Source organism: Pseudomonas sp. ADAK13 (assembly GCF_012935715.1).
Classification (GTDB): Bacteria; Pseudomonadota; Gammaproteobacteria; order Pseudomonadales; family Pseudomonadaceae; genus Aquipseudomonas.
Window position 1 is genome coordinate 3,148,431 of sequence record NZ_CP052860.1, and the last position, 21,609, is coordinate 3,170,039.

Annotated in this window: 16 protein-coding genes and 2 pseudogenes; 8 read left to right on the plus strand and 10 right to left on the minus strand. The window is 61.8% G+C overall.

Annotated elements, in window-relative coordinates:
- Positions 1 to 21 precede the first annotated feature (21 nt).
- From HKK54_RS14470 to HKK54_RS14485, 4 genes are all read right to left on the minus strand, one after another.
- On the minus strand, positions 22 to 1,191 hold the full coding sequence (locus HKK54_RS14470) for a hypothetical protein (protein ID WP_169387076.1): 1,170 nt from the start codon (positions 1,189 to 1,191) through the stop codon (positions 22 to 24).
- A gap of 122 nt (positions 1,192 to 1,313) precedes the next feature.
- Positions 1,314 to 3,014 (minus strand): acid phosphatase, encoded by a 1,701-nt coding sequence (gene acpA / locus HKK54_RS14475; RefSeq protein ID WP_010177092.1) that lies wholly within the window; start codon positions 3,012 to 3,014, stop codon positions 1,314 to 1,316.
- 101 nt (positions 3,015 to 3,115) lie between these two features.
- Positions 3,116 to 3,436 (minus strand): hypothetical protein, encoded by a 321-nt coding sequence (locus HKK54_RS14480; RefSeq protein ID WP_010177091.1) that lies wholly within the window; start codon positions 3,434 to 3,436, stop codon positions 3,116 to 3,118.
- Positions 3,437 to 3,574: 138 nt separating this feature from the next.
- Entirely contained in the window at positions 3,575 to 4,993 is a 1,419-nt protein-coding gene (locus HKK54_RS14485) for a short-chain fatty acid transporter (RefSeq protein WP_169387077.1), read from the minus strand.
- A gap of 188 nt (positions 4,994 to 5,181) precedes the next feature.
- On the opposite strand from HKK54_RS14485, the gene HKK54_RS14490 reads away from it, so the two are divergent.
- Positions 5,182 to 6,465 (plus strand): MFS transporter, encoded by a 1,284-nt coding sequence (locus HKK54_RS14490; protein ID WP_169387078.1) that lies wholly within the window; start codon positions 5,182 to 5,184, stop codon positions 6,463 to 6,465.
- Between the two features lie 114 nt (positions 6,466 to 6,579).
- Here HKK54_RS14490 and HKK54_RS14495 read toward each other — a convergent pair whose 3' ends face one another.
- A complete protein-coding gene (locus HKK54_RS14495; RefSeq protein WP_008437508.1) occupies positions 6,580 to 7,950 on the minus strand; it encodes a GntT/GntP/DsdX family permease in 1,371 nt (456 codons plus the stop codon).
- Positions 7,951 to 8,167: 217 nt separating this feature from the next.
- Here HKK54_RS14495 and HKK54_RS14500 point away from each other — a divergent pair, with 217 nt between their 5' ends.
- Complete coding sequence (locus HKK54_RS14500) at positions 8,168 to 9,073, plus strand: cation diffusion facilitator family transporter (protein ID WP_169387079.1); 906 nt, start codon at positions 8,168 to 8,170, stop codon at positions 9,071 to 9,073.
- 3 nt (positions 9,074 to 9,076) lie between these two features.
- Here HKK54_RS14500 and HKK54_RS14505 read toward each other — a convergent pair whose 3' ends face one another.
- Entirely contained in the window at positions 9,077 to 9,751 is a 675-nt protein-coding gene (locus HKK54_RS14505) for a heavy metal response regulator transcription factor (RefSeq protein ID WP_010177086.1), read from the minus strand.
- Between the two features lie 161 nt (positions 9,752 to 9,912).
- On the opposite strand from HKK54_RS14505, the gene HKK54_RS14510 reads away from it, so the two are divergent.
- From HKK54_RS14510 to HKK54_RS14520, 3 genes are read left to right on the plus strand one after another with little or no spacing between them, the layout of a single operon-like run.
- On the plus strand, positions 9,913 to 11,157 hold the full coding sequence (locus tag HKK54_RS14510) for a TolC family protein (protein ID WP_169387080.1): 1,245 nt from the start codon (positions 9,913 to 9,915) through the stop codon (positions 11,155 to 11,157).
- Between the two features lie 18 nt (positions 11,158 to 11,175).
- A complete protein-coding gene (locus tag HKK54_RS14515) occupies positions 11,176 to 12,288 on the plus strand; it encodes an efflux RND transporter periplasmic adaptor subunit (RefSeq protein WP_169387081.1) in 1,113 nt (370 codons plus the stop codon).
- Between the two features lie 18 nt (positions 12,289 to 12,306).
- A complete protein-coding gene (locus HKK54_RS14520; protein WP_169387082.1) occupies positions 12,307 to 15,459 on the plus strand; it encodes a CusA/CzcA family heavy metal efflux RND transporter in 3,153 nt (1,050 codons plus the stop codon).
- 168 nt (positions 15,460 to 15,627) lie between these two features.
- Here the strand turns inward: HKK54_RS14520 and HKK54_RS14525 are convergent, their stop codons facing one another.
- From HKK54_RS14525 to HKK54_RS14540, 4 genes are all read right to left on the minus strand, one after another.
- Positions 15,628 to 17,010 (minus strand): heavy metal sensor histidine kinase, encoded by a 1,383-nt coding sequence (locus HKK54_RS14525; RefSeq protein ID WP_169387083.1) that lies wholly within the window; start codon positions 17,008 to 17,010, stop codon positions 15,628 to 15,630.
- Positions 17,007 to 17,681, minus strand: coding sequence for a heavy metal response regulator transcription factor (locus HKK54_RS14530; RefSeq protein WP_169387084.1), 675 nt, complete (start codon positions 17,679 to 17,681; stop codon positions 17,007 to 17,009). The genes HKK54_RS14525 and HKK54_RS14530 overlap by 4 nt, the downstream gene beginning before the upstream one ends.
- 218 nt (positions 17,682 to 17,899) lie before the next feature.
- A complete protein-coding gene (locus tag HKK54_RS14535) occupies positions 17,900 to 18,085 on the minus strand; it encodes a hypothetical protein (protein WP_010177080.1) in 186 nt (61 codons plus the stop codon).
- Positions 18,086 to 18,245: 160 nt separating this feature from the next.
- On the minus strand, positions 18,246 to 19,574 hold the full coding sequence (locus HKK54_RS14540; protein WP_169387085.1) for an OprD family porin: 1,329 nt from the start codon (positions 19,572 to 19,574) through the stop codon (positions 18,246 to 18,248).
- Between the two features lie 238 nt (positions 19,575 to 19,812).
- On the opposite strand from HKK54_RS14540, the gene HKK54_RS14545 reads away from it, so the two are divergent.
- From HKK54_RS14545 to HKK54_RS34000, 3 genes and pseudogenes are all read left to right on the plus strand, one after another.
- The gene (locus HKK54_RS14545; RefSeq protein WP_010177078.1) at positions 19,813 to 20,145 is read left to right on the plus strand and encodes a DUF2790 domain-containing protein; all 333 of its coding nucleotides are present in this window, start codon (positions 19,813 to 19,815) and stop codon (positions 20,143 to 20,145) included.
- A 198-nt stretch (positions 20,146 to 20,343) separates the two neighbouring features.
- A pseudogene (locus HKK54_RS33995) lies at positions 20,344 to 21,027 on the plus strand (PAS domain-containing protein); the annotation flags it as partial.
- 108 nt (positions 21,028 to 21,135) lie between these two features.
- Positions 21,136 to 21,567 (plus strand): annotated as a pseudogene (locus HKK54_RS34000) (methyl-accepting chemotaxis protein); the annotation flags it as partial.
- Positions 21,568 to 21,609: the final 42 nt, after the last annotated feature.

Consider the following 21,609-nt stretch of genomic DNA (forward strand, 5'->3'; position numbering starts at 1 on the left):
ATGTCCTGTCTGCAGCTCGGGTCAAGGTGCCGGTGCATCTACCGACGGTGCTGGCACTGCGCTTTTCAATTGCCTCAACTGGGTTTTGATCGCCGGTTGGGCGCACTTGGCGTTCGCTTGTTCGGGCGTCAGTTCACGGATCGACGTATAGAACAGCTCGCAGGTCTGCTCCTTGCGCGTCACCTGCCAGGTGTTCATGCAGCCTTTGAGCTGCACATTCGGATCACTGGCCGGCTTCTGGCCCATCGCGGCCTGCCAGCAGGCGGCGCTCAAATCCTGGCCCATCACCTTTAAACCGGCCTCATCGGCCTTTTGCTCGTCACCGTCATACGTGTCGGGGTTGGCGGCATACCAGATGTAGCTCGGGTGGTTGGCCCCCAGCACCGCGACCTGGCTCCCGGCGGCCGGGCTGATCTGCGCCAGGCCCAGTACGGCCACGGTTTGCCCGTATTGCTGCTTGATCCAGCTGCGCACCGGCGCCCCGAAGGCCACCATCGGCAGCGCGCCGCCCGCGTGCAGGCTCAGTTCCTTGACCATGCGTGTCTGGTAGTCGGTGAAATAGCTGTAGACGCCTTCCAGGTCCTTGCCCGCCGTGGCGGGGGCGGCGATCGGGGCGATGTCGATGATGGTCTGGTATTCCGGCGTCTGGGTCGCCGGGATGCCGTTGGCGGTGAGCAAGGTCGCCCAGCGGTCGGTGGTGGCCGACTCCAGGTAATCCTGGAAATGGGTCAGGGAGTAATCCGGCGGAAAGTGCAGCAGTTCGATGCTCTTGCGGTTCTCCAGGGCCATGCCCAGCGGCAGGAACAGGTACCAGTTGAACTGCCATTTGCCATCACTGTTGAGTTTGCTGGCGCCCTGGTAAGCCAGGTCGGCCGTGTCGAGCAAGGTGGTCAACGGCTGGCCATAACCGTCCGGTACCCCGCTGAAGGTGGCAAGCACTTGGTCATGGTCGGTCTTGACGCTGACTTTGCCCCGGCTGTAACCGTCTCGCTGCAGGCTCTGGTTCAGGTAGTGCTCGACGGTCTGTTCCAGCGTCCAGGGACGAAAACAGATGACGTTGCAATTGTTCGGGTAAGCGAACAACTGGGTGACCCGTTGCGGGGTACCCAGCGGTATGGTGATGTCAGCCTGAACGACCGCACTCAAGGTCAGTGCGGCCAGGGTGAAAGACAACCTGGAGAGTTTGAACATGGATGGTTCCCTGTCAGCGAAAGCCCGTCTGCGCGGGGTGAATGCCCACCTTCACACAGTAGCGGTTGACCGGGAAAAGCGCGTAGAAAAACTGCGCGCTTGTCGCTTTTGAGTAAGTGCGTCTACACCGGGAAGTGCAGGGCGTTGCTCAAATCCCCCATGGGCTTTTGGCCGCGCGCGGTCATGGCGTCGTCACGCTGCTTGAGCCCGTCGAGGGTTTCCAGCTGGAACACCCGGGTGATCAGACGCAGGATCGACGCGGTGTCGTAGACGGTATGGTCCACCGTGCCCTTGCGCGCGAACGGCGAGACCACCAGTGCCGGAATCCGCGTGCCCGGGCCCCAACGATCGCCTTTTGGCGGTGCAACGTGGTCCCACCAGCCGCCGTTTTCATCGACCGTGACGATCACCACCATGTTCTTCCATTGCGGGCTTTCCTGCAGCACCTTCAAGGCGCGGGTGATATGCCGGTCGCCCGAAGCGACGTCGGCGTAACCGGCGTGCATATTCAGGTTGCCCTGGGGTTTGTAGAAGGTCACCGCAGGCAGCTTGCCGGCCTGGGCATCGGCGAAGAACTTGTTGGTGCTGGCGTCATCCCCCAGGCCGCCATCGCGCAGGCGTTTATTGCGCTCAGCCGGGTTTTCCGGGCCTTGCTGCTTGAAGTAGTTGAAGGGCTGGTGGTGGTACTGGAAATTCGGAATCTTCGGAATGCCGCCCGAGTCCTTGAACTGATCCAGGGTTGCTTGCCACGCACCGGCGTACCAGGCCCAGTCGACGTTCTTTTTCGACAGTTTGTCGCCGATGTGCTCGTGGGTTTGTGGCACCAGCACGTTAGGCAAGTCGGGCTTGGAGTAATCCGGGCGCTCGGGGTCGCGAATCCAGGTCGGCCAGTAAGGCGGGGCCAGGGTGTTCACGCCGAAACCGTCCGGGGTCAGTGCGCTGGGGCCGAATTGCGGCGGGCCGGTCATGGCGCTGGCCGGGGATTTGTCCAGAGGCTTGAGGCGCGGGTCGGTCGGGTCGTCACTTTGCAGCGTGGCGATCTGTGCCTTGGCCACCGATTGCGCAGCGTTTGGGTACACCGGCGGGGTGGCGCTGATCAGGTATTGGTGGTTGAGGAACGATCCGCCAAACGCGCCCTGGAAGAAGTTATCGCAGAGCACAAACTCCTTCGCCACGTCCCACAAGCGCAGGGCGTAACGACTCTGGGCGTAATGGCCCATCAGCAGGCCGCCGGAGTCGCCCCAGGCGACGAACGCATCGTTTTTACCGCCATTGATCTGCATCTGGTTCTGATAGAACACGTGCCACAAATCCCGGGTGACCAGGCTCAGCGGCTGGTCTTCGCCGTTCGGGCCCTTCAGGGCGTAGGGGGCGTTGGGCAGGTTTTCCTGGTATTGCACTTCGCTGGGGTACGTCACGCCGTCCACGGTCTGCGGGCCGATTTGCAACACGCCGCCCCAGGTCGGGGGCAGCGTGCTCAGCAGGCTGCCGTCGCGGTCGCGTTGTTGATACTCAGCGGCGGTCAGGGCCGACAGGGGTTTCTCGACGCCGGGGAAATCAGCAAACAGGTTGTTGAAACTGCGGTTTTCGGCGTAGATCACCACCACGGTTTTAACCTGTTCGTGCAGGGCCTTGTCCAGCTCTTGCGGCGTCAGCGGGCGCTCCACCGGCTTGCCGGGTGCCTCGCTGGTATTGCCGCAGGCACTCAGGGTCGCACCCACGCCCAGCACGGCCGCGCCTCCCAGGAAGCGCCGCCGGCTGGTGTCGACTGGCGGTTTGGCTTCAATGTCTTGGGAAGGGCGGTCTTCGTGCTCGTCGCTCATTGCTGGGAGTCCCTGCTGGTTGAATGTTGCAAGATATTTCGCAGGACGGTAGCAATGCAATGTGACGGAACGAAGACAGTGCCTTGAACGCTACAGGCCACTCATAACAAGCGCAGTGCCAATTGGCTGCCGGCGCGCAAGTATTCTACCTGGGACGCCAGCGCATCCTTGACGATGGCCTCGCCCGTGTCAGTCAGCTTGGCTTTCTTGGCATCGATGACGCAGGACTGCAGCAGTTGCATGGCCACGTCCATGGCTTTCTGGAACGCCGTCACGTTGTTGTGCAGGCCAAACTCCTTGATAACCGTGGCCATGCGGCAATCGGCATTGTCGCGCAGGCCCTGGTACTCAACGAACGACACGTTGCCGTCCTTGTAAATAGCATTGATCAACTCTTCCAGCGATTTGGATAGGGGCGTCATCGGATTTTCCTTGGGGGGGTGTGAGGCGTTATCCGAATCAGGTTAATCAAAGGCGTTGGCGGTAGATATCAGGGGTTGCCACCGTAGTGAGTGGGACAACCCCGACGCGTTTGATCAGAAAGGTTACTGGCAGCTGCCCTATGGCATCACTGGCGGCAAATATTTAAGCGTCGTGCCCAGCGCCCACAGCAAAAACAGCACCAGCGGCGTGTGCACCAGCAGCTGCACAAACGAAAAGCCGATCAAATCCCGCGCCTTCAACCCCAGTACCCCCAGCAGCGGCAACATATAGAACGGGTTGATCAGGTTCGGCAGCGCCTCGGCAGCGTTGTAGATCTGCACCGCCCAGCCCAGGTGGTATTCCAGGTCATTGGCGACCTGCATCACGTACGGCGCCTCGATGATCCACTTGCCGCCGCCCGACGGGATAAAGAAGCCCAGCACCGCCGAATACACGCCCATCATCAGCGCGTAGGTGTCATGGGATGCGATGGAGGTGAAGAAGGTCGAGATATGGTGAGCCAATGTCTGACCGTCGCCGCCTTTCACCACCGTCATCAACGCCGCAATCGAGCCATACAACGGGAACTGGATCAGCACCCCGGTGGTGGTCGGCACCGCGCGGGCCACGGCGTCGAGGAAGCTGCGCGGGCGCCAGTGCAGCAATGCGCCCACCATCAGGAACAGGAAGTTGTAGGTGTTGAGCCCCGAGATCGCGCTGATCGCCGGCTTGGTCGAGAATTCATGGAACAGCCACCCTGCGGCCAGCAACGCCAGCAGGATAGTCAGCAGCGGGCTGTGTTCCAGCCACTCGCCCGGGCGGTTCGGCGGCTGTGGCTTGGGCAGGTTGAAGGCCGGGTCGACACCGCAGGCCTTGGCATCACGGGCGGAGTTCGGCCCGGGTGCAGTGGCGTAGGCGATGATCAGCGAGACCACGATCAGTGCCAGCAACAGCACGCCGGATTGCCACAGGAAGATGGTGTCGGTAAACGGGATCATCCCGGTGATCGACAAAATCGACGGCGGCAAACTCGCCGGGTTGGCCTGCAACTGCGCCGCCGACGACGACAGCCCCAGCGCCCATACCGCGCCCAGGCCCAGATAGGCCGCAGCACCGGCCGCGCGGTAATCCATACGCAAATCCGTACGACGGGCCAGTGCCCGCACCAGCAAGCCGCCGAACACCAGGGACAAGCCCCAGTTGAGCAACGAGGCGACCATCGAAATCAGCGCCACCCAGGCCACGGCAGAACGGCCGTTTTTCGGGATGCGTGCGAGGCGATCGATCAATTTCACAGCGGGCGGGGAGCTGGCGACCACATAACCGCCAATCACCACGAAGGCCATTTGCATGGTGAACGGGATCAAACTCCAGAACCCGTCACCAAACGCCTTGGCGGCCTCGGTCGGCGCGGCGCCCATGCCCAGGGTCGCCACGGCGACGATGATCACGGCGAGGGCGGCAAACACCCAGGAGTCCGGGAACCAGCGCTCGGCGAAGTTGGAACAACGCAGGGCAAATCGGGCGTAGCGGCTTTCTTCGATAGCATCGGCCACGTTCAGTACCTCTATTTGTATTTATTATGGGGGCGGCAGTTTTGCTGCATGTTCCTCTACGGTTATTCATTTGGGAATGTAGTTATCTTCATTGATCAATGAGTAAAGCAAATATATCCAGCGTGATTGCCATCACCCGGCCCAGCTCATAACCTGCAGGCCATTTTGTTTGTCTGCCGAGCTTGCACATGACTGCCACCTCTTATCCACAGGCGCAGCGTTTCTCCCGCTCCGACTACAAAACCCTGGGCCTGGCTGCCTTGGGCGGGGCCCTGGAAATCTACGACTTCATCATCTTCGTGTTTTTCGCGCTGACCCTGAGCCAACTGTTCTTCCCGCCGGAAATGCCCGAATGGCTGCGCCTGCTGCAAAGCTTCGGCATCTTCGTCACCGGCTACCTCGCGCGCCCGCTGGGCGGGATCCTGATGGCGCATTTCGCCGATCACTTGGGCCGCAAACGGGTGTTCAGCCTGAGCATCCTGATGATGGCGCTGCCGTGCCTGCTGATCGGGATCATGCCCACCTACGCACACATTGGTTATTTCGCGCCCTTGATCCTGCTGGCGTTGCGCATCCTCCAGGGCGCGGCGGTGGGTGGGGAAGTGCCCAGCGCCTGGGTATTTGTCGCCGAGCACGCCCCGGACAACCATCGCGGTTACGCCTTGGGCTTCCTGCAGGCCGGGCTGACCTTCGGCTACCTGCTCGGCGCGCTGACCGCGACGTTGCTGGCGCAAGTCTTCACCCCGGAAGAAATCCTCGACTACGCCTGGCGCTTCCCGTTCCTGCTCGGCGGCGTGTTTGGCGTGATCGGCGTCTGGCTGCGGCGCTGGCTCAGCGAAACCCCGGTGTTCCTGCAGATGCAGGCCCGCCGCCAGGCTGGCGCCGAATTACCCCTGCGCACCGTCCTGCGGGAACACCGCAACGCGCTGCTGCCGGCCATGATCCTCACCTGCGTGCTCACCTCAGCCGTGGTGGTATTGGTCGTTATCACCCCGACCATGATGCAGAAAACCTTCGGCATGAGCCCCAGCCACACCTTCGCCCTGAGTGCGTTGGGCATCGTGTTCCTGAACATCGGTTGCGTGCTGGCCGGCCTGCTGGTGGACCGCATCGGCGCGTGGCGCGCGGTGTTGGTTTACAGCCTGTTGCTGCCGGTGGGGATTGCCGTGCTGTATGCCAGCCTGATTGCGGGCGGCGTGTGGCTGGGCGCGGCGTATGCGATTGCCGGTTTGAGTTGCGGGGTGGTGGGGGCTGTGCCGTCGGTGATGGTCAGCCTGTTCCCGGCGCAGGTGCGCGTGTCGGGGATTTCCTTCACCTACAACATTGCGTATGCGCTGTGGGCGAGTACCACGCCGTTGATGTTGATCGCGTTGATGCCTGCCAGCCCGTGGATCTGCGTGGTGTATTGCGTGGTGATGGGCGCGGTGGGCGCAGTGAGTGCGGCGCATTTTGGCAAGCGCCAACCCACCTGATCGTTCCTACGCTCAGCGTGGGAACGCCTCACTGGACGCTCCGCGTCGGCTCTGGTGACGCGGAGCGTCACGGGCTGCATTCCCACGCGGAGCGTGGGAACGATCATCAGATCCTCAGGTGAGGAAGTGCCACATCAGCAGTGTGCCGACCAGGCCGACCACCGACACGATGGTCTGCAACACCGACCACACCCAAATCGTCTGCTTCAGCTGCAAGCCGAAGTACTCACGCACCATCCAGAAGCCCGCGTCGTTGACGTGGCAGAAGAACACCGAGCCGGCACCAATCGCCAGGGCCACCAGTGAGCTTTGCGTCGCCGCCAGACCCGCCATCATCGGCGCCAGAATGCCCGCCGTTGTCGTCGTGGCAACGGTCGCCGAACCGGTGGCCTGACGCAGCGCCACGGCAATCAGCCAAGCCAGCAACAGGTACGGCATGTGCGCGCCTTCGGCCACTTTGCTGATGGTCTGGCTCACGCCGGCATCCAGCAACGTTTGCTTCAACCCGCCACCCGCGCCGATGGTCAGCAGCAGTACCGCGATCGGCGCCAGCGCTTTACGCAAGGTATTGCCCACATCGGCCCGCGGCATGCCGCTGGCCCAACCCAGGCAAATCACCGCCGCAATCACCGCCAGGCCCAGCGCGATCAGTGGCTCACCGAGGAACTTCAAGGTCAGCGCCACCGGGCTTTCCGGCGACATGGCGACCTTGGCCAGGGTGCTGCCGAGCATCAGGATCACCGGCAACAGAATGATCAGCAGCGACACACCAAAACTCGGCTGGCGTGGCGCCTTGGGCGGTGCACTGAACAGTGCGCCAATATCGGCCGGCTCATCCACGTGCATGCGCTTGGACAGCCAGTTGCCGTACAACGGGCCGGCCAGAATCACGGCCGGCACGGCGAGGCAAAAGCCCAGCAACATGGTCAGGCCCAGGTCGGCGTGCAAGGCGCTGACTGCAATCAACGGCCCTGGATGCGGAGGCATCAGGGCGTGCAGGGTGGTCATGCCCGCCAGCGCCGGGATCGCGATTTTCAGCAGCGGCTGGTTCGAGCGCTTGGCCATCACAAAGATGATCGGCACCATCATCACCAGGCCCACTTCGAAGAACAGCGGCAAGCCAATCACCATTGCCACCAGCGCCATCACCCAGGGCAACGACTTGCCCTTGCCCAGGCCGAGCAGGGTAGTGGCGATACGGTCGGCAGCCCCGGACTCGGCCATCAACGCGCCGAGCATCGAGCCCAGGGCAATGATGATCCCGGCTTCACCGAGGATCGCCCCGGCGCCTTTGCTGAACGCCTTGGCCACTTCTTCCGGCGGCAAGCCCGCGCCGACACCGGCGATAAACGTGCCGATCAGGATCGACAGGAACGGCGGCAGCTTGGTGGCGCTGATCAACACAATGATGCTGGCGATGGCCAGCAGAACGCAGAACATGAGGCGGGTGTCGTGAACCATCCACGCGGCAGTCGATAACTCCAAAACGGGGCTCCTTATCGAACAGGTTGGCTAATATGTTTCTTTTTGTTTCCTGCTCGAAAAGCATACCTGATAGAACGGTTCCAGAGCGTTCATGTTCAATTTTGGTGCGCACCGCTTAACGCCTGCCTGACGAGGTGATGACAATTTCGTAACCCATGCCGGTGGTTTTGGCCTATAGCTCTATGATCAACCGGACGACGACCCACGAGGACATTTCATGAGCGCAGGACACAGCCACGCCCAAGTACGCGCCGGCCACGAACGCAAGTTATGGATCGCCCTGGGGCTGACCTCGAGTTTCATGATTGCCGAGGTGATCGGTGCCTTTATCACCGGCAGCCTGGCGCTGTTGTCCGACGCCGCCCACATGATGACCGACGCCCTGGCCCTGGCAATTTCCCTGGTGGCGATCCAGGTGGCCAAGCGCCCCGCCGACCGCAAGCGCACCTTTGGCTATGCGCGTTTCGAGATTCTGGCGGCGGCGTTTAACGCGCTGCTGCTGTTCGCCGTGGCGTTCTACATCCTTTATGAGGCGTATCAACGGCTGCAGGCGCCCGCCGAGATCCAGTCCACCGGCATGCTGGTGATCGCCGTGCTGGGGCTGATCGTTAACCTGATTTCCATGCGGTTGCTGAGTGCGGCCAGCGGCGAAAGCCTCAACGTGAAGGGCGCTTACCTGGAGGTCTGGAGCGACATGCTCGGCTCCATCGGCGTGATCATCGCGGCGCTGGTGATCATGTTCACCGGCTGGGGCTGGGTCGATTCGGTGGTGGCTGCGGCGATTGGCTTCTGGGTGTTGCCACGCACCTGGACCCTGCTCAAGGAAAGCATGAACGTGCTGCTGCAAGGTGTGCCGGATGGCATCGATATCGACAAGGTCGAGCAGGCGCTTCGTGGTGTGCCCGGAGTAAAGGACGTACACGATCTGCATATCTGGGCGCTCACCAGCGGCAAGAATGTGCTGAGTACTCACTTGGTGGCGGATTCGGCGCAAGGCTCCGAGCAACAGATCCTCAGCCAGGTGACGGAATTACTGCATGAACAATTCGATATCTCCCACGCCACCATTCAGGTGGAGGGCGACGGCTTTCACCACGATGAGCATGACGAGGTGCACGCCTGAGGACTACTCACGGTCTTCCAGCACATAACCCACGCCGCGCAGGGTGTGGATCAACTTGCGTTCGAACGGGTCATCAATCTTCGCCCGCAGGCGGCGGATCGACACTTCCACCACATTGGTGTCGCAATCAAAATTCATGTCCCACACGAACGAGATAATTTGCGTGCGGGACAGCACCACGCCGCTCTGGCGCATCAGCAAATGCAGCAGGGCGAATTCCTTGGTGGTCAGGTCGATGCGCTGCAAGCCGCGAAATGCCCGGTGGCGGCCCTGATCCAGTTCCAGGTCGGCCACCCGCAACACATCCGGCACCGGCGAGTGCGTGCTGCGGCGCATCAAGGTGCGCACCCGCGCCAGTAATTCGGGGAATTCAAACGGCTTGACCAGGTAATCATCGGCGCCCAGGTCCAGGCCCTTGATCCGGTCGGCGAGGCGGCCCTGGGCGGTCAACATCATGATGCGCGTGCTGCTGTTCTGGCGGATGCGCTGCAGCACGTCCCAGCCATCCATCAACGGCAGGTTTACGTCCAACATCACCAGGTCGTAGGCGTGCTGGCGGGACAAATGCAAGCCGTCGGCACCGGTGGCGGCACAGTCGACGATATAGCCACTTTCGCTCAACCCCTGATGTAAGTAATCGGCGGTTTTAGGTTCGTCTTCGATAACCAGAATACGCATGTCGAGGATCCAGCCGGGCAGTGGAAAAGTTGGCCGCAGCTTAAAGCAAAAGCCCGGGGCAGAGCCGTTGCTAACGGATTTGTAATGTTCTGGCCACTCCTCTGATAAGTACCGAAAGTTACATTGCCCACCTGTTAATTCATGGGCATGGAACTCTTGTTATGCCAACGTTCATACGCAAATTACTGTGGGTGGCAGGCGCCTTGTCGACTGTCTTTTTATTGGCCACTGCGACGGTTCAAGAGGCGTCGGCGCAAACCCTGACCCTCGAATCGGCCCTGCAAACCGCCTTCGCCAATAACCCGGAGATGGCCGCCGCCCAATGGGAAATCGACATCGCCCAGGGCGGTCGCCAGCAGGCTGGGTTGATCCCCAACCCGGTCGCTTCCTGGGATGCCGAAGACACCCGCCGCAACTCGCGCACCACCACCGTCAAACTGAGCCAAACCCTGGAGTTGGGTGGCAAGCGCGGCGCCCGGATTGACGTGGCCACCCGCGCCCAGGAAGCCGCCGCATTGACCCTGGAACAGCGCCGCAACGTGCTGCGGGCAGAGGTCATCGACGGTTACTACGGCGCGCTTCGGGCCCAGGAACGCCTCGACCTGGCCCAACGCTCACTGGCACTGGCCGAGCGCGGCCTGGTGGTTGCCAACGGTCGCGTTACCGCCGGTAAATCGTCCCCGGTGGAAGCCACACGCGCCCAGGTGCAGCTCTCGGAAATTCGCCTGGAATTCAACCGCGCGCAAATGGGCCTGACCGACGCCTATCGTCGCCTCGCCGCCAGCACCGGCGCGGCCAGCACCGACTTCCAGGCCGTGGCCGCCCAGTCCCAGGCGGCGCCGACATTACCGTCGCCCGCGCAGTTGCTGGGGCGGCTGGAACAAACTGCCGAACTGCGCCTGGCCGAACTGCAAATCGTCCAGGGCGAGGCGGCCCTGGGCCTGGAAAAAGCCCAGCGCATTCCCGACCTCGACGTGTCCATCGGCAGCCAATACGACGCCAGCGTACGTGAGCGGGTCAACGTGGTGGGGGTGTCGATGCCGATCCCGCTGTTCAACCGCAACCAGGGCAATGTGCTCGCCGCCAGCCGCCGCGCCGACCAGGCCCGCGACCTGCGCAACGCCGCCGAGCTGCGCCTGCGCACCGAGACTCGCCAGGCCCTGGACCTGTGGCAAACCGCGAATACCGAAGTGCGCTCGTTCAACCAACAGATCCTGCCCGCCGCCCAAAGCGCGGTGGACAGCGCCACCCGTGGCTTCGAAATGGGCAAGTTCAATTTCCTCGACGTGCTCGACGCCCAGCGCACCTTGATTGCGGCCCGTACCCAATACCTCACGGCCACCGCTCAGGCGACTGACGCCTGGGTGCGCATCGAACGGATTTACGGCGACCTCGCCCGGTTTTGATTTTTTCAGGAGCGTTCCATGAACCATAAACACAGGATGGCGCTGGCCGTTGCGCTGATGCTGGCGTGGCCGACCCTCAGCGGTGCGGCAGAGGCGGAAGAAGAAGGCAAACTTGAGTTGACCGACCAGCAAATCCAGGCCGCCGGCATTCAACTCGCGCCCGCCCAATCCCGGCAGATCAGCACCGTGCTGTCACTGCCGGGCGAGGTGCGTTTCGACGAAGACCGTACCTCCCACATCGTGCCGCGTGCCGCCGGCGTGGTGGAGTCGGTGAAGGTCAACCTCGGGCAATCAGTGAAGAAGGGCGAGCTGCTGGCGGTGATCGCCAGCCAGCAGATTTCCGATCAGCGCAGCGAACTGGCGGCCAGCCAGCGCCGGGTCGAACTCGCCCGCACCACCTTCCAGCGCGAGCGCCAGTTGTGGCAGGACAAGATCTCCGCCGAACAGGATTACCTGCTGGCGCGCCAGGCGCTGCAAGAGGCCGAAATCGCCCTGAACAACGCCCGGCAAAAGATGAACGCCCTGAGCGGCAGCGCCGTATTGGTGGGCGGCAATCGCTACGAACTGCGTGCGCCGTTCGACGGCGTGGTGGTGGAAAAACACCTCGGCGTCGGCGAGGTGGTGAGCGAGACCAGCAACGCCTTCACCCTGTCGGACCTGTCCCAGGTGTGGGTCACCTTCGGCGTGTTTCCCAAAGACTTGAACAAGGTCCAGGTCGGCAAGCCGGTGAAGGTCACCTCCTCGGAAATGGGCACCGAAGTGCTCGGCACCGTGGCCTATGTCGGCAACTTGCTGGGGGAGCAGACCCGCACCGCCACCGTGCGCGTCACGGTGCAGAACCCTGACGACTCGTGGCGCCCAGGCTTGTTCGTCGCCGTGCAGGTCGCTACCGATACATATCAGGCCAAGGTGACGGTGCCGCAGGAAGCAATCCAGACCGTCGAGGACAAACCCTCGGTGTTTGTGCGAACCCCCGACGGCTTCATGACGCGCCATCTCGAATTGGGCGTCAGCGAAAACGGTTTTGTCGAAGTGCGCCAGGGCCTCGACGCCGGAGCGCAGGTGGCCACGGTCGGCAGCTTCATCCTCAAGTCCGAATTGGGCAAGGCCTCGGCCGAGCACGCCCATTGATCCTGCGAGTGATTTCCCATGTTTGAGCGCCTTATCCAATTCGCTATCGAGCAGCGCATCATCGTGCTGTTGGCGGTGCTGTTGATGGCCGGTGTCGGCATCGCCAGCTATCAGAAACTGCCCATCGACGCGGTGCCCGACATCACCAACGTGCAGGTGCAGATCAACTCGGCGGCGGCGGGGTTTTCGCCGCTGGAAACCGAGCAGCGCATCACCTTTCCGATTGAAACCGCCATGGCCGGGCTGCCGGGTTTACAGCAGACCCGCTCGCTGTCGCGCTCGGGTTTGTCCCAGGTCACGGTGATTTTCAAGGACGGCACCGACCTGTTCTTCGCCCGCCAACTGGTCAACGAGCGCTTGCAGGTGGCCCGCGAGCAACTGCCGGATGGCATCGAAACCATGATGGGGCCGATTTCCACCGGGCTCGGGGAAATTTTCCTGTGGACCGTGGAAGCGAAAGACGGCGCGCGCAAGGAAGACGGCTCAGCCTACACGCCGACCGATCTGCGGGTGATCCAGGACTGGATCATCAAGCCGCAACTGCGCAACGTGCCGGGCGTGGCCGAGATCAATACCATCGGCGGCTTTGCCAAGGAATACCAGATCGCTCCGGACCCCAAGCGGCTGGCGGCCTATAACCTGACATTGAGTGACCTGGTCACTGCGCTGGAGCGCAACAACGCCAACGTCGGCGCCGGCTACATCGAACGCAGCGGCGAGCAATTGCTGATCCGCGCGCCGGGGCAAGTCGGGTCCATCGACGACATTGCCAACATTGTGATCACCACGTCCGACGGTACGCCGATTCGGGTGCGCAACGTCGCGCAAGTCGATATCGGCCGTGAGTTGCGTACCGGCGCCGCCACCGAAAATGGCCGCGAAGTGGTGCTGGGTACGGTGTTCATGTTGATCGGCGAAAACAGCCGCACCGTGTCCCTGGCGGTCGCGAAAAAACTCGAAGAGATCAACCGCTCACTGCCGGAAGGCGTGGTCGCCGTCACCGTCTACGACCGCACCAACCTGGTGGAAAAAGCCATCAGCACGGTGAAGAAAAACCTCTTCGAAGGGGCGCTGCTGGTGGTGGCGGTGCTGTTTCTGTTCCTCGGCAATATCCGCGCCGCGCTGATCACCGCGATGGTGATTCCCCTGGCCATGTTGTTCACCTTTACCGGGATGTTCACCAACAAGGTCAGCGCCAACCTGATGAGCCTCGGCGCCCTGGATTTCGGGATTATCGTCGACGGCGCAGTGGTGATCGTCGAGAACGCCATCCGCCGCCTGGCCCACGCCCAGCAGCGCCATGGGCGGTTGTTGACCCGCAGCGAGCGCCTGCATGAAGTGTTTGCGGCGGCCAAGGAAGCGCGGCGTGCGCTGATCTTCGGGCAGTTGATCATCATGGTGGTGTACCTGCCGATCTTTGCCCTTACCGGCGTTGCCGGGAAGATGTTCCACCCGATGGCCTTCACCGTGGTGATCGCGCTGCTGGGGGCGATGATTCTGTCTGTCACCTTTGTGCCGGCGGCGATTGCGTTGTTCGTGACCGGCAAGGTCAAGGAAGAAGAAAACCTGGTGATGCGCACCGCACGGCGTGTCTACGCGCCAGTGTTGGATTGGGTGATGACGCGCCGGCCGCTGGTGTTCGGCCTGGCGGTGTTGACCATCGTTGCGTCGGGCCTGGTGGCCAGTCGCATGGGCAGCGAATTTATTCCCAGCCTCAGCGAAGGTGACTTCGCCCAACAAGCGTTGCGCGTGCCGGGCACCAGCCTGACGCAATCGGTGCACATGCAGCAGCAACTGGAAAAAACCTTGATGGCCGAGGTGCCGGAAATCGAACGGGTATTTGCCCGCACCGGCACCGCGGAAATCGCCTCCGATCCGATGCCGCCAAACATCTCCGACAGCTACGTGATGCTCAAACCCAAGGACCAGTGGCCCGACCCGAAGAAGTCCCGCGAGGCAATCATCGCCGACATCCAGCGCGCCAGTGCGATTGTGCCGGGCAGCGTGTATGAGTTGTCGCAACCGATCCAGTTGCGCTTCAACGAGCTGATTTCCGGGGTGCGCAGTGACGTGGCGGTGAAGGTGTTTGGTGACGACATGGCGGTGCTCAACAAGACCGCCGGGGAAATTGCCGAGACCTTGCAAACCCTCCAGGGCGCCTCGGAAGTGAAGGTGGAACAGACCTCCGGCCTGCCGGTGCTGACCATCAATATCGACCGCGACAAGGCCGCGCGTTTTGGCCTGAATGTGGGCGATGTGCAAGACACGATTGCCGTTGCCGTGGGTGGGCGCCAGGCCGGGACGATGTACGAAGGCGACCGGCGTTTCGACATGGTCGTGCGGTTGTCCGACGCGCTGCGCACCGACATCGAAGGCTTGTCGCGGTTGCTGATCCCGATTCCGGCGCTGGCGAACAACGCGGCGGGGCAGTTGGGGTTTATCGCACTGTCGGAAGTCGCCAGCCTGGACCTGGTGCTCGGCCCCAACCAGATCAGCCGCGAAAACGGCAAGCGCCTGGTGATCGTCAGCGCCAACGTGCGTGGGCGGGACATCGGTTCGTTTGTCGAGGAGGCCGGGGCTGCCATCGACACCCAGGTGAAAATCCCTGCGGGTTACTGGACCACCTGGGGCGGCCAGTTCGAACAGTTGAAGGAAGCCTCCGAGCGCTTGCGCATCGTGGTGCCGGTGGCGTTGCTGCTGGTGTTCGGGCTGCTGTTCATGATGTTCAACAACCTCAAGGACGGGCTGCTGGTGTTCACCGGGATTCCCTTCGCGTTGACCGGCGGGATCATGGCGCTGTGGCTGCGGGACATTCCGCTGTCGATCTCGGCGGGTGTGGGCTTTATCGCGCTGTCGGGGGTGGCGGTGCTGAACGGGCTGGTGATGATTGCCTTCATTCGCAACCTGCGGGAAGAGGGCCGCTCATTGTCGGTAGCGATCAACGAAGGCGCCCTGACGCGCTTGCGCCCGGTGTTGATGACGGCGTTGGTGGCGTCGCTGGGGTTTATCCCCATGGCCCTGGCCACCGGCACCGGCGCCGAAGTGCAGCGCCCGTTGGCGACGGTGGTGATTGGCGGGATTATCTCCTCGACGCTGCTGACCCTGCTGGTATTGCCGGCGCTGTATCACTGGGCACATCGGCGTGAAGAGTTTCAGGATCCTGGCGAATAACCTGTGGCTGAGGGGATTGTCCTGTGGACCAAGAGGCTTGTCCTGTGGCGAGGGGGCTTGTCCCCCGTTGGAGTGCGTAGCACTCCTGCTTTTTTTAGGGCCGCTACGCAGCCCAACGGGGGACAAGCCCCCTCGCCACAGAAGTTCCTGCCACAACAGGCAGGTCCACTACAGGGGAAACACCAACCGAAACACAGTGAAATCTCCGGGCTCGCTGCTGACTTCTGCCCGGCCTTGATGCAGGGTCATGATCGACCGCACGATGGCCAGACCCAGCCCGGTCCCCCCTTCGGAGCGGGCGCGGCTGCTGTCGACGCGGTAGAAACGCTCGAACAGGTTCGGCAGGTGGTGCGCTTCAATCCCCGGGCCCGGGTTGCCCACCGACAGCGACACCTGCTGCCCGTGGGTTTCCACCTGCAACGACACCGTGGAAGCGTGCCGGGTATGCCGGATGGCATTGGACAACAAGTTGGAAATCGCCCGCTGAATCATCAGGCGGTCGCCATGCACCGAGGCATCGCCGTTGAGGCTCAGGGTCAGGTGCTTGTCTTCGGCACTCAAGGCAAACAATTCCATGACCCGGCGCGCTTCGTCGGCCAGGGACACCGGCGCAAACGAAACCCGCGCCGCCGGGTGGCTGACCTGCGCCAGAAACAGCATGTCGGAGACGATCCGTGCCAGGCGTTCCATCTCCTCGGTGCTGGATTCCAGCACCGCCTTGTACTCCTGAGGCGGTCGCTCACGGGACAACGTCACCTGCGCCTTGCCCATCAAGTTGGTCAGCGGCGCACGGAGTTCATGGGCCAGGTCATCGGAGAACTGCGACAACTGCTGCACCCCGCCGTCCAGGCGCTGCAGCATGAAGTTGATGCCTTGCGCCAGCTCGCCCAGCTCCTTGGGCAAGTTATCCACAGCCAGCCGATGAGTCAGGTCCTGAGTGGTGACCTTGGCGGCGACGCGGCTGAACTGTTGCAGCGGCGCCAGCCCGCGTTGCACCACCCACCAGGCGCCAATGCCGATCAGCAGCAACAGCAGCGGCAGGGCGATCACCGTGGAGCGCAGGTAAGCACTGAGCAAGGCCTGATCGTCCATGCGGTCGAGCGACAGCAACACCCGCACGCGTTCGCCGCTGGCCAGGCGCATCAGGCTGGAGGCACTCAGCACTTGGTTGCCGTTGCTGTCGTCCCAGTTCAGGTAGCCGAGGTTTTGCCGCGGGGCGAAGTCGGTCAGCAACGGTTCCTGGGGCTTGGCGCCGACACTGAGCAGCACCGCGTCATCGGGCGCGGTGGCGACGATGGTCAGGTAAAAATTGTCATGCCCCATGACCAGGTCCATCAGCGAGTGCGGGCGGGCCCGGATGGCGCGGGTGTCCAGGCCCAGGGCCAGGCTGTGCTGGATCTGCTCCATCTTGCTTTCCAGGCCCTTGCGCGCCAGGTTCTCAAGCTCGTGGGTCAGCGCCAGGTACGCCAGCGTCGCGAGCAACACCACCAGGCCCGCGCCCATCAGGCTCACCGTCAGCCCCAGGCGCATCGACAGGCTGCTGGATCTCATTGGCGGGCCTCCAGCACATAGCCCACGCCACGAATGGTGTGGATCAGCTTGACGTCACTCTGGTCATCGACCTTGGCCCGCAAGCGGCTGATGGAGACTTCCACCACGTTGGTGTCGCAGTCGAAATTCATGTCCCAGACCAGGGAAATAATCTGCGTGCGGGTCAGCACTTCGCCGGACTGGCGCATCAACACATGCAGCAGGGCGAACTCTTTGGTGGTCAGGTCGATGCGCCGAGTGCCGCGGTACGCGCGGTGGCGGCGCGGGTCCAGTTCCAGGTCCGACACACGAAATACGTCCGGCACCGGTATGTGTTCACTGCGACGCAACAGGGTACGCACGCGGGCCAGCAGCTCGGGAAACTCGAAGGGTTTGACCAGGTAATCGTCGGCGCCCATGTCCAGGCCCTTGATCTTGTCGGTCAGCCGGCCACGCGCGGTCAGCATCATCACCCGTTGGTTGCTGTCGCGGCGCAGCTGCTCCAGCACGTCCCAGCCGTCCCTGGCCGGCAGGTTTACATCGAGAATCACCAGTTCATAGGCGTGTTGCCCGGCCAGGTGCAGGCCGTCCACGCCGCTGGCCGCACAGTCGACCACGTAACCGCTTTCGGTCAGGCCTTGCTGCAGGTAGGCAGCAGTCTTTTGCTCGTCCTCAACCACAAGGATACGCATGGGGATTTACCTTTTATTGATAGAGAGAGGCTGGGATTGGAATTTTCGGAAGCCTGAAGGCTGAAGTAGCTTCAGGGTCAATCAACCAGTTTGTGACTGGTTGTTGCGCTGCAATCCTGCGGACAAAAAAAACGCCCCATCCGGGGCGTTAAAAATTCATCTCTTTCCAAAGGAGCTACACAAAAGCTTCAGAGATGAATGTGCTCGGTGTGCGCCGTTCAGATCGACTGCTTCTGTGCGTCGGCGGGCGCGGCCTCGGCCACGGACTGTTCGCCGTGGACCTGCTGCTGTTGCTGGCGGAACTCGGCGAGAAATTGCCGGGAACGGTCGGCACCGTCGTCGGCCAGGGCGACGGTGGATGTAGCGCCGAGAAAGCTGATCAATAACACGTAAGATGGCTTCATGACTGTTCTCCAATTAAGGCGTGTGCCGTTAGTTGGGTCCAGTATATGAAGTTCAACTTAACGAGAAGGTGAGGCGCATATTACAGTTCTGACAGACTTCAAATTGTGAACAGATGTTAGTCAACGGCAAGTGAATGTAAGCACCTGCCGTTGTGACGGTTTAAAGGATCGCCAGCGGATACTCCACAATCAACCGGACTTCTTCCAGGTCTGACTCAAACGCACTTGAACGAACGGTCGCCTGACGCAACCGCAGCGACAGGTCTTTCAAGTTGCCGCCCTGCACCACGTACTTGGCCTCGATATCCCGTTCCCAGCGGCGTTGATCGGTCAGCGGGTCGCCGGCCGCGTCCCGGCGCATGTACACCGCGTTGGCGTTGCTGTAGTCGGCGCCGGTGCCTTTGCCGTAGCGGGTCATGAACGAAAGGCCGGGAATGCCGAAGGGCTGCATGTCGAGGTTATAGGTGAGCATCCACGAGCGTTCCTTGGGCGAGTTGAAGTCGCTGTACTGGATCGAGTTGTTGAGGAAGATCGAGTCGGACATGCGCAGGTAGTCAAAGTCGTCATCCCCGTTGTTGCGCTGGTGGGACAAGGCCAGGCTGTGGGCGCCCACCTTGACCCCGAGCCTCGCGCTCCAGATGTTGTTATCGAACTCGCCCAGGCGTTTTTTGCCCTCGTCCACGGCCTTGTAATAGTTGAAGTCGCCAAACAGTGACACGTCATCGTTCAGCGGGTAGCTGGCGGCGCTGCCGAAGTAGTACTGGTCCCAGGCATCCTTCAGGCGGCTGGTGTACAGGCTGAGGCTGAGGTGCTTGTTCACCTGGTAGTCGCCACCGGCATAGCCGATCCAGGGTGAATCCACCTTGCCCGCATAAAAGGTCGCAAAGCCTTTGTCCATGCCGCTCTGGGTCGGCTGGCTCATGCCGTTCAGGTGCCCGGCCTGCAAGCTCAGGCCCTCGATACTGGTGTTTTGCGCGGTGACGCCGCGAAAGCTTTGCGGCAATACGCGCGCGTCGCCGTAGGCCACCACCGGGGTCAGCGGGAACACATCACCGGCCTTGATCACGGTATCCAGCAGGCGCACTTTTACCGCGCCACCGAGCTTGCTGTAGCCGTCTTCGGGGTGATTGTCGCTGTCCACCGGCAGCACGCCGAACGAGCCCTTGCCGCCGCTGCGGCCGGTGCCGGAGTCGAGTTTCAGGCCATACATCGCAAAGGCGTCCAGGCCGAAACCCACCGACCCCTGGGTAAAACCGGACTCGAATTTGCCGATAAACCCCTGGGCCCAGGCTTCGGAGTAGCCATTGCCGGTGGGGCTCGACTGGCCTTTGCGGTCGTCACGGTTGAAATAGAAGTTACGGGCCAGCACGTTCACCGTGCTGCCTTCGATAAAACCTTCGGGTTTGTCTTCCACGGCCATGCCTGAAAGCGGTGCAAGGCCCGCCAGGGCGGCAATCATGGAAACGGAAAGTGTGCGGTTAGTGCTCATGTAGCGCTCCTCGGTTTTGGCAGCTATTAGCTTCTTATCGATGGGGCATTCTTGTTGTGGTGTTGCCCAAGCAGATAGTTGCAAACACGAGATAACGACGAGGTGGCGCACAGATTACAATTTTGGAATTTCAATAAAACATAACCAATAAGTAATCTTTCGGTGAACTTTACGACAGGCTTGGTTAGTTACCCTTGCTCTGAACTTTTAATTCAATAAGTCAGACGAGGAAGCCCTCATGAACACCCTGAAAACCACGGTTGCGGCACTGGCCCTGATCTTTTCCGTCGGCGCGATGGCTGAAGGCGGAGGTGATCGCACCTTCGCCCAGATGATGCAAAACAACGAGCAGGCGATGGCCGCCTACGCCGCGAAAAAGGGCCTGCCTGCGCCCGTCGTCCAGAGCTATCGCTACGGCATGAAGCTGGACATTGCCAAGGTGGTCAACGTGACGCCGCCGATCCGCTCGTGCACCGCAGTGCCGTCGCGCATGACCTATGAAGACTCCACCGGCAAACTCAATACGCTCCAGTATCAGGTCATGGGTATCTGCCGTAACAACGGCAGTTGAGGTCTCGAAAAATATAATTGAGCAACGGGCTAAAGCGCTCTTAAGAAAACGCCGGTAGCGCCGATGCAGGTCAGATCCCGTCCTCATTTGCCCACCGGTGCCTCCATGTTCAACACCCGTCTCAAGCAGGAGCTGTCTGCTCTTCGCGAAGAATTATCAAGCCTGCAGCAGGTCAAGGAGAGCCTGGACAGTGAAATGATGACCCTGACACTGGATCCCGAAGGGCGCATCGAGTCGGTCAATGCCATCTTTCTTCAGGAGATGGGTTACCAGGCAAGCCAACTGCAAGGTCGCTTGATCGACGATATGGTGCCGGCGCACGTCAAGCAGGACACGTTTCAACTGCGTTTCAAAAACGCCCTGGTGCGTGGCGAGCACTTCGCCGGTACCGTGCGCCTGAACCGGGGCAACGGCGACGAGGCGTGGCTGCGCTCCATCGTGCAGCCGGTGCGCAGTTCGGACGGACGCATCAAGCATTTTTCGGTGTACTCCAGCGACCTGACGCGCACCATCGAGGCGTCTCGTGAACACGAAAACCTGATCACTGCGCTGGTGCGCTCCACGGCGGTGATCGAGTTTGACCTCAACGGTAATGTGTTGACGGCCAATGACCGTTTCCTCAACGGCATGGGTTACAGCCTGGCGCAGATCCAGGGCAAGCATCACCGGATATTCTGTGAGTCGCAGGACGCCAACAGCGTCGAGTACCAACAGTTCTGGAAGCGCCTGAACGCCGGCGAATTCGTCGCCGGCCGCTTCAAGCGTATCGACAGTCATGGCCGCACCGTGTGGCTGGAGGCTTCCTACAACCCGGTACTCGACGCCAATGAGCGGCTGTACAAAGTGGTCAAGTTCGCCACGGTGATCACCGACCAGGTCAACCAGGAGCAGGCCGTGGCCGACGCGGCCAACATCGCCTACAGCACCTCGCTGCAAACCGACAGCAGCGCCCAGCGCGGCACCACCGTGGTCACCCAGGCGGTGGACGTGATGCGCGACCTGGCCAAGCACATGCAACAGGCGGGCGAGGGCATCGAAGCGCTGAACGCCCAGTCCCAGGTGATCGGCAGCATCGTCAAGACCATCAGCGGCATCGCCGAACAGACCAACCTGCTGGCCCTCAACGCCGCCATCGAAGCCGCCCGCGCCGGTGAACAAGGCCGTGGTTTTGCGGTGGTGGCCGATGAGGTTCGGCAACTGGCGTCGCGCACCAGCAAGGCCACCGAGGAAATCGTCGGCGTGGTGCGCCAGAACCAGGACATGGCCCGCGACGCCGTGGCGCTGATGACCGATGGCCGCCTGCAAGCCGAACAAGGCCTGGCCCTGGCGGCCGAGGCGGGCACGGTGATCGTGGAGATCCAGGACGGTGCGCAGAAAGTGGTCAGCGCAGTAGGGCAATTCGCCAATCAACTGAGCAGCTAGTCACCGGGGCTCATGCTTGAGGTATCGTAGGTTTTTTTCCGA

What these genes read in the sequence shown, in the direction of transcription:
- HKK54_RS14470 (WP_169387076.1), bottom strand. Translation starts at nt 1,191, where the DNA reads ATGTTCAAACTCTCCAGGTTGTCTTTCACCCTGGCCGCACTGACCTTG.
- acpA (WP_010177092.1), bottom strand. Translation starts at nt 3,014, where the DNA reads ATGAGCGACGAGCACGAAGACCGCCCTTCCCAAGACATTGAAGCCAAA.
- HKK54_RS14480 (WP_010177091.1), bottom strand. Translation starts at nt 3,436, where the DNA reads ATGACGCCCCTATCCAAATCGCTGGAAGAGTTGATCAATGCTATTTAC.
- HKK54_RS14490 (WP_169387078.1), top strand. Translation starts at nt 5,182, where the DNA reads ATGACTGCCACCTCTTATCCACAGGCGCAGCGTTTCTCCCGCTCCGAC.
- HKK54_RS14500 (WP_169387079.1), top strand. Translation starts at nt 8,168, where the DNA reads ATGAGCGCAGGACACAGCCACGCCCAAGTACGCGCCGGCCACGAACGC.
- HKK54_RS14505 (WP_010177086.1), bottom strand. Translation starts at nt 9,751, where the DNA reads ATGCGTATTCTGGTTATCGAAGACGAACCTAAAACCGCCGATTACTTA.
- HKK54_RS14510 (WP_169387080.1), top strand. Translation starts at nt 9,913, where the DNA reads ATGCCAACGTTCATACGCAAATTACTGTGGGTGGCAGGCGCCTTGTCG.
- HKK54_RS14515 (WP_169387081.1), top strand. Translation starts at nt 11,176, where the DNA reads ATGAACCATAAACACAGGATGGCGCTGGCCGTTGCGCTGATGCTGGCG.
- HKK54_RS14520 (WP_169387082.1), top strand. Translation starts at nt 12,307, where the DNA reads ATGTTTGAGCGCCTTATCCAATTCGCTATCGAGCAGCGCATCATCGTG.
- HKK54_RS14525 (WP_169387083.1), bottom strand. Translation starts at nt 17,010, where the DNA reads ATGAGATCCAGCAGCCTGTCGATGCGCCTGGGGCTGACGGTGAGCCTG.
- HKK54_RS14530 (WP_169387084.1), bottom strand. Translation starts at nt 17,681, where the DNA reads ATGCGTATCCTTGTGGTTGAGGACGAGCAAAAGACTGCTGCCTACCTG.
- HKK54_RS14535 (WP_010177080.1), bottom strand. Translation starts at nt 18,085, where the DNA reads ATGAAGCCATCTTACGTGTTATTGATCAGCTTTCTCGGCGCTACATCC.
- HKK54_RS14540 (WP_169387085.1), bottom strand. Translation starts at nt 19,574, where the DNA reads ATGAGCACTAACCGCACACTTTCCGTTTCCATGATTGCCGCCCTGGCG.
- HKK54_RS14545 (WP_010177078.1), top strand. Translation starts at nt 19,813, where the DNA reads ATGAACACCCTGAAAACCACGGTTGCGGCACTGGCCCTGATCTTTTCC.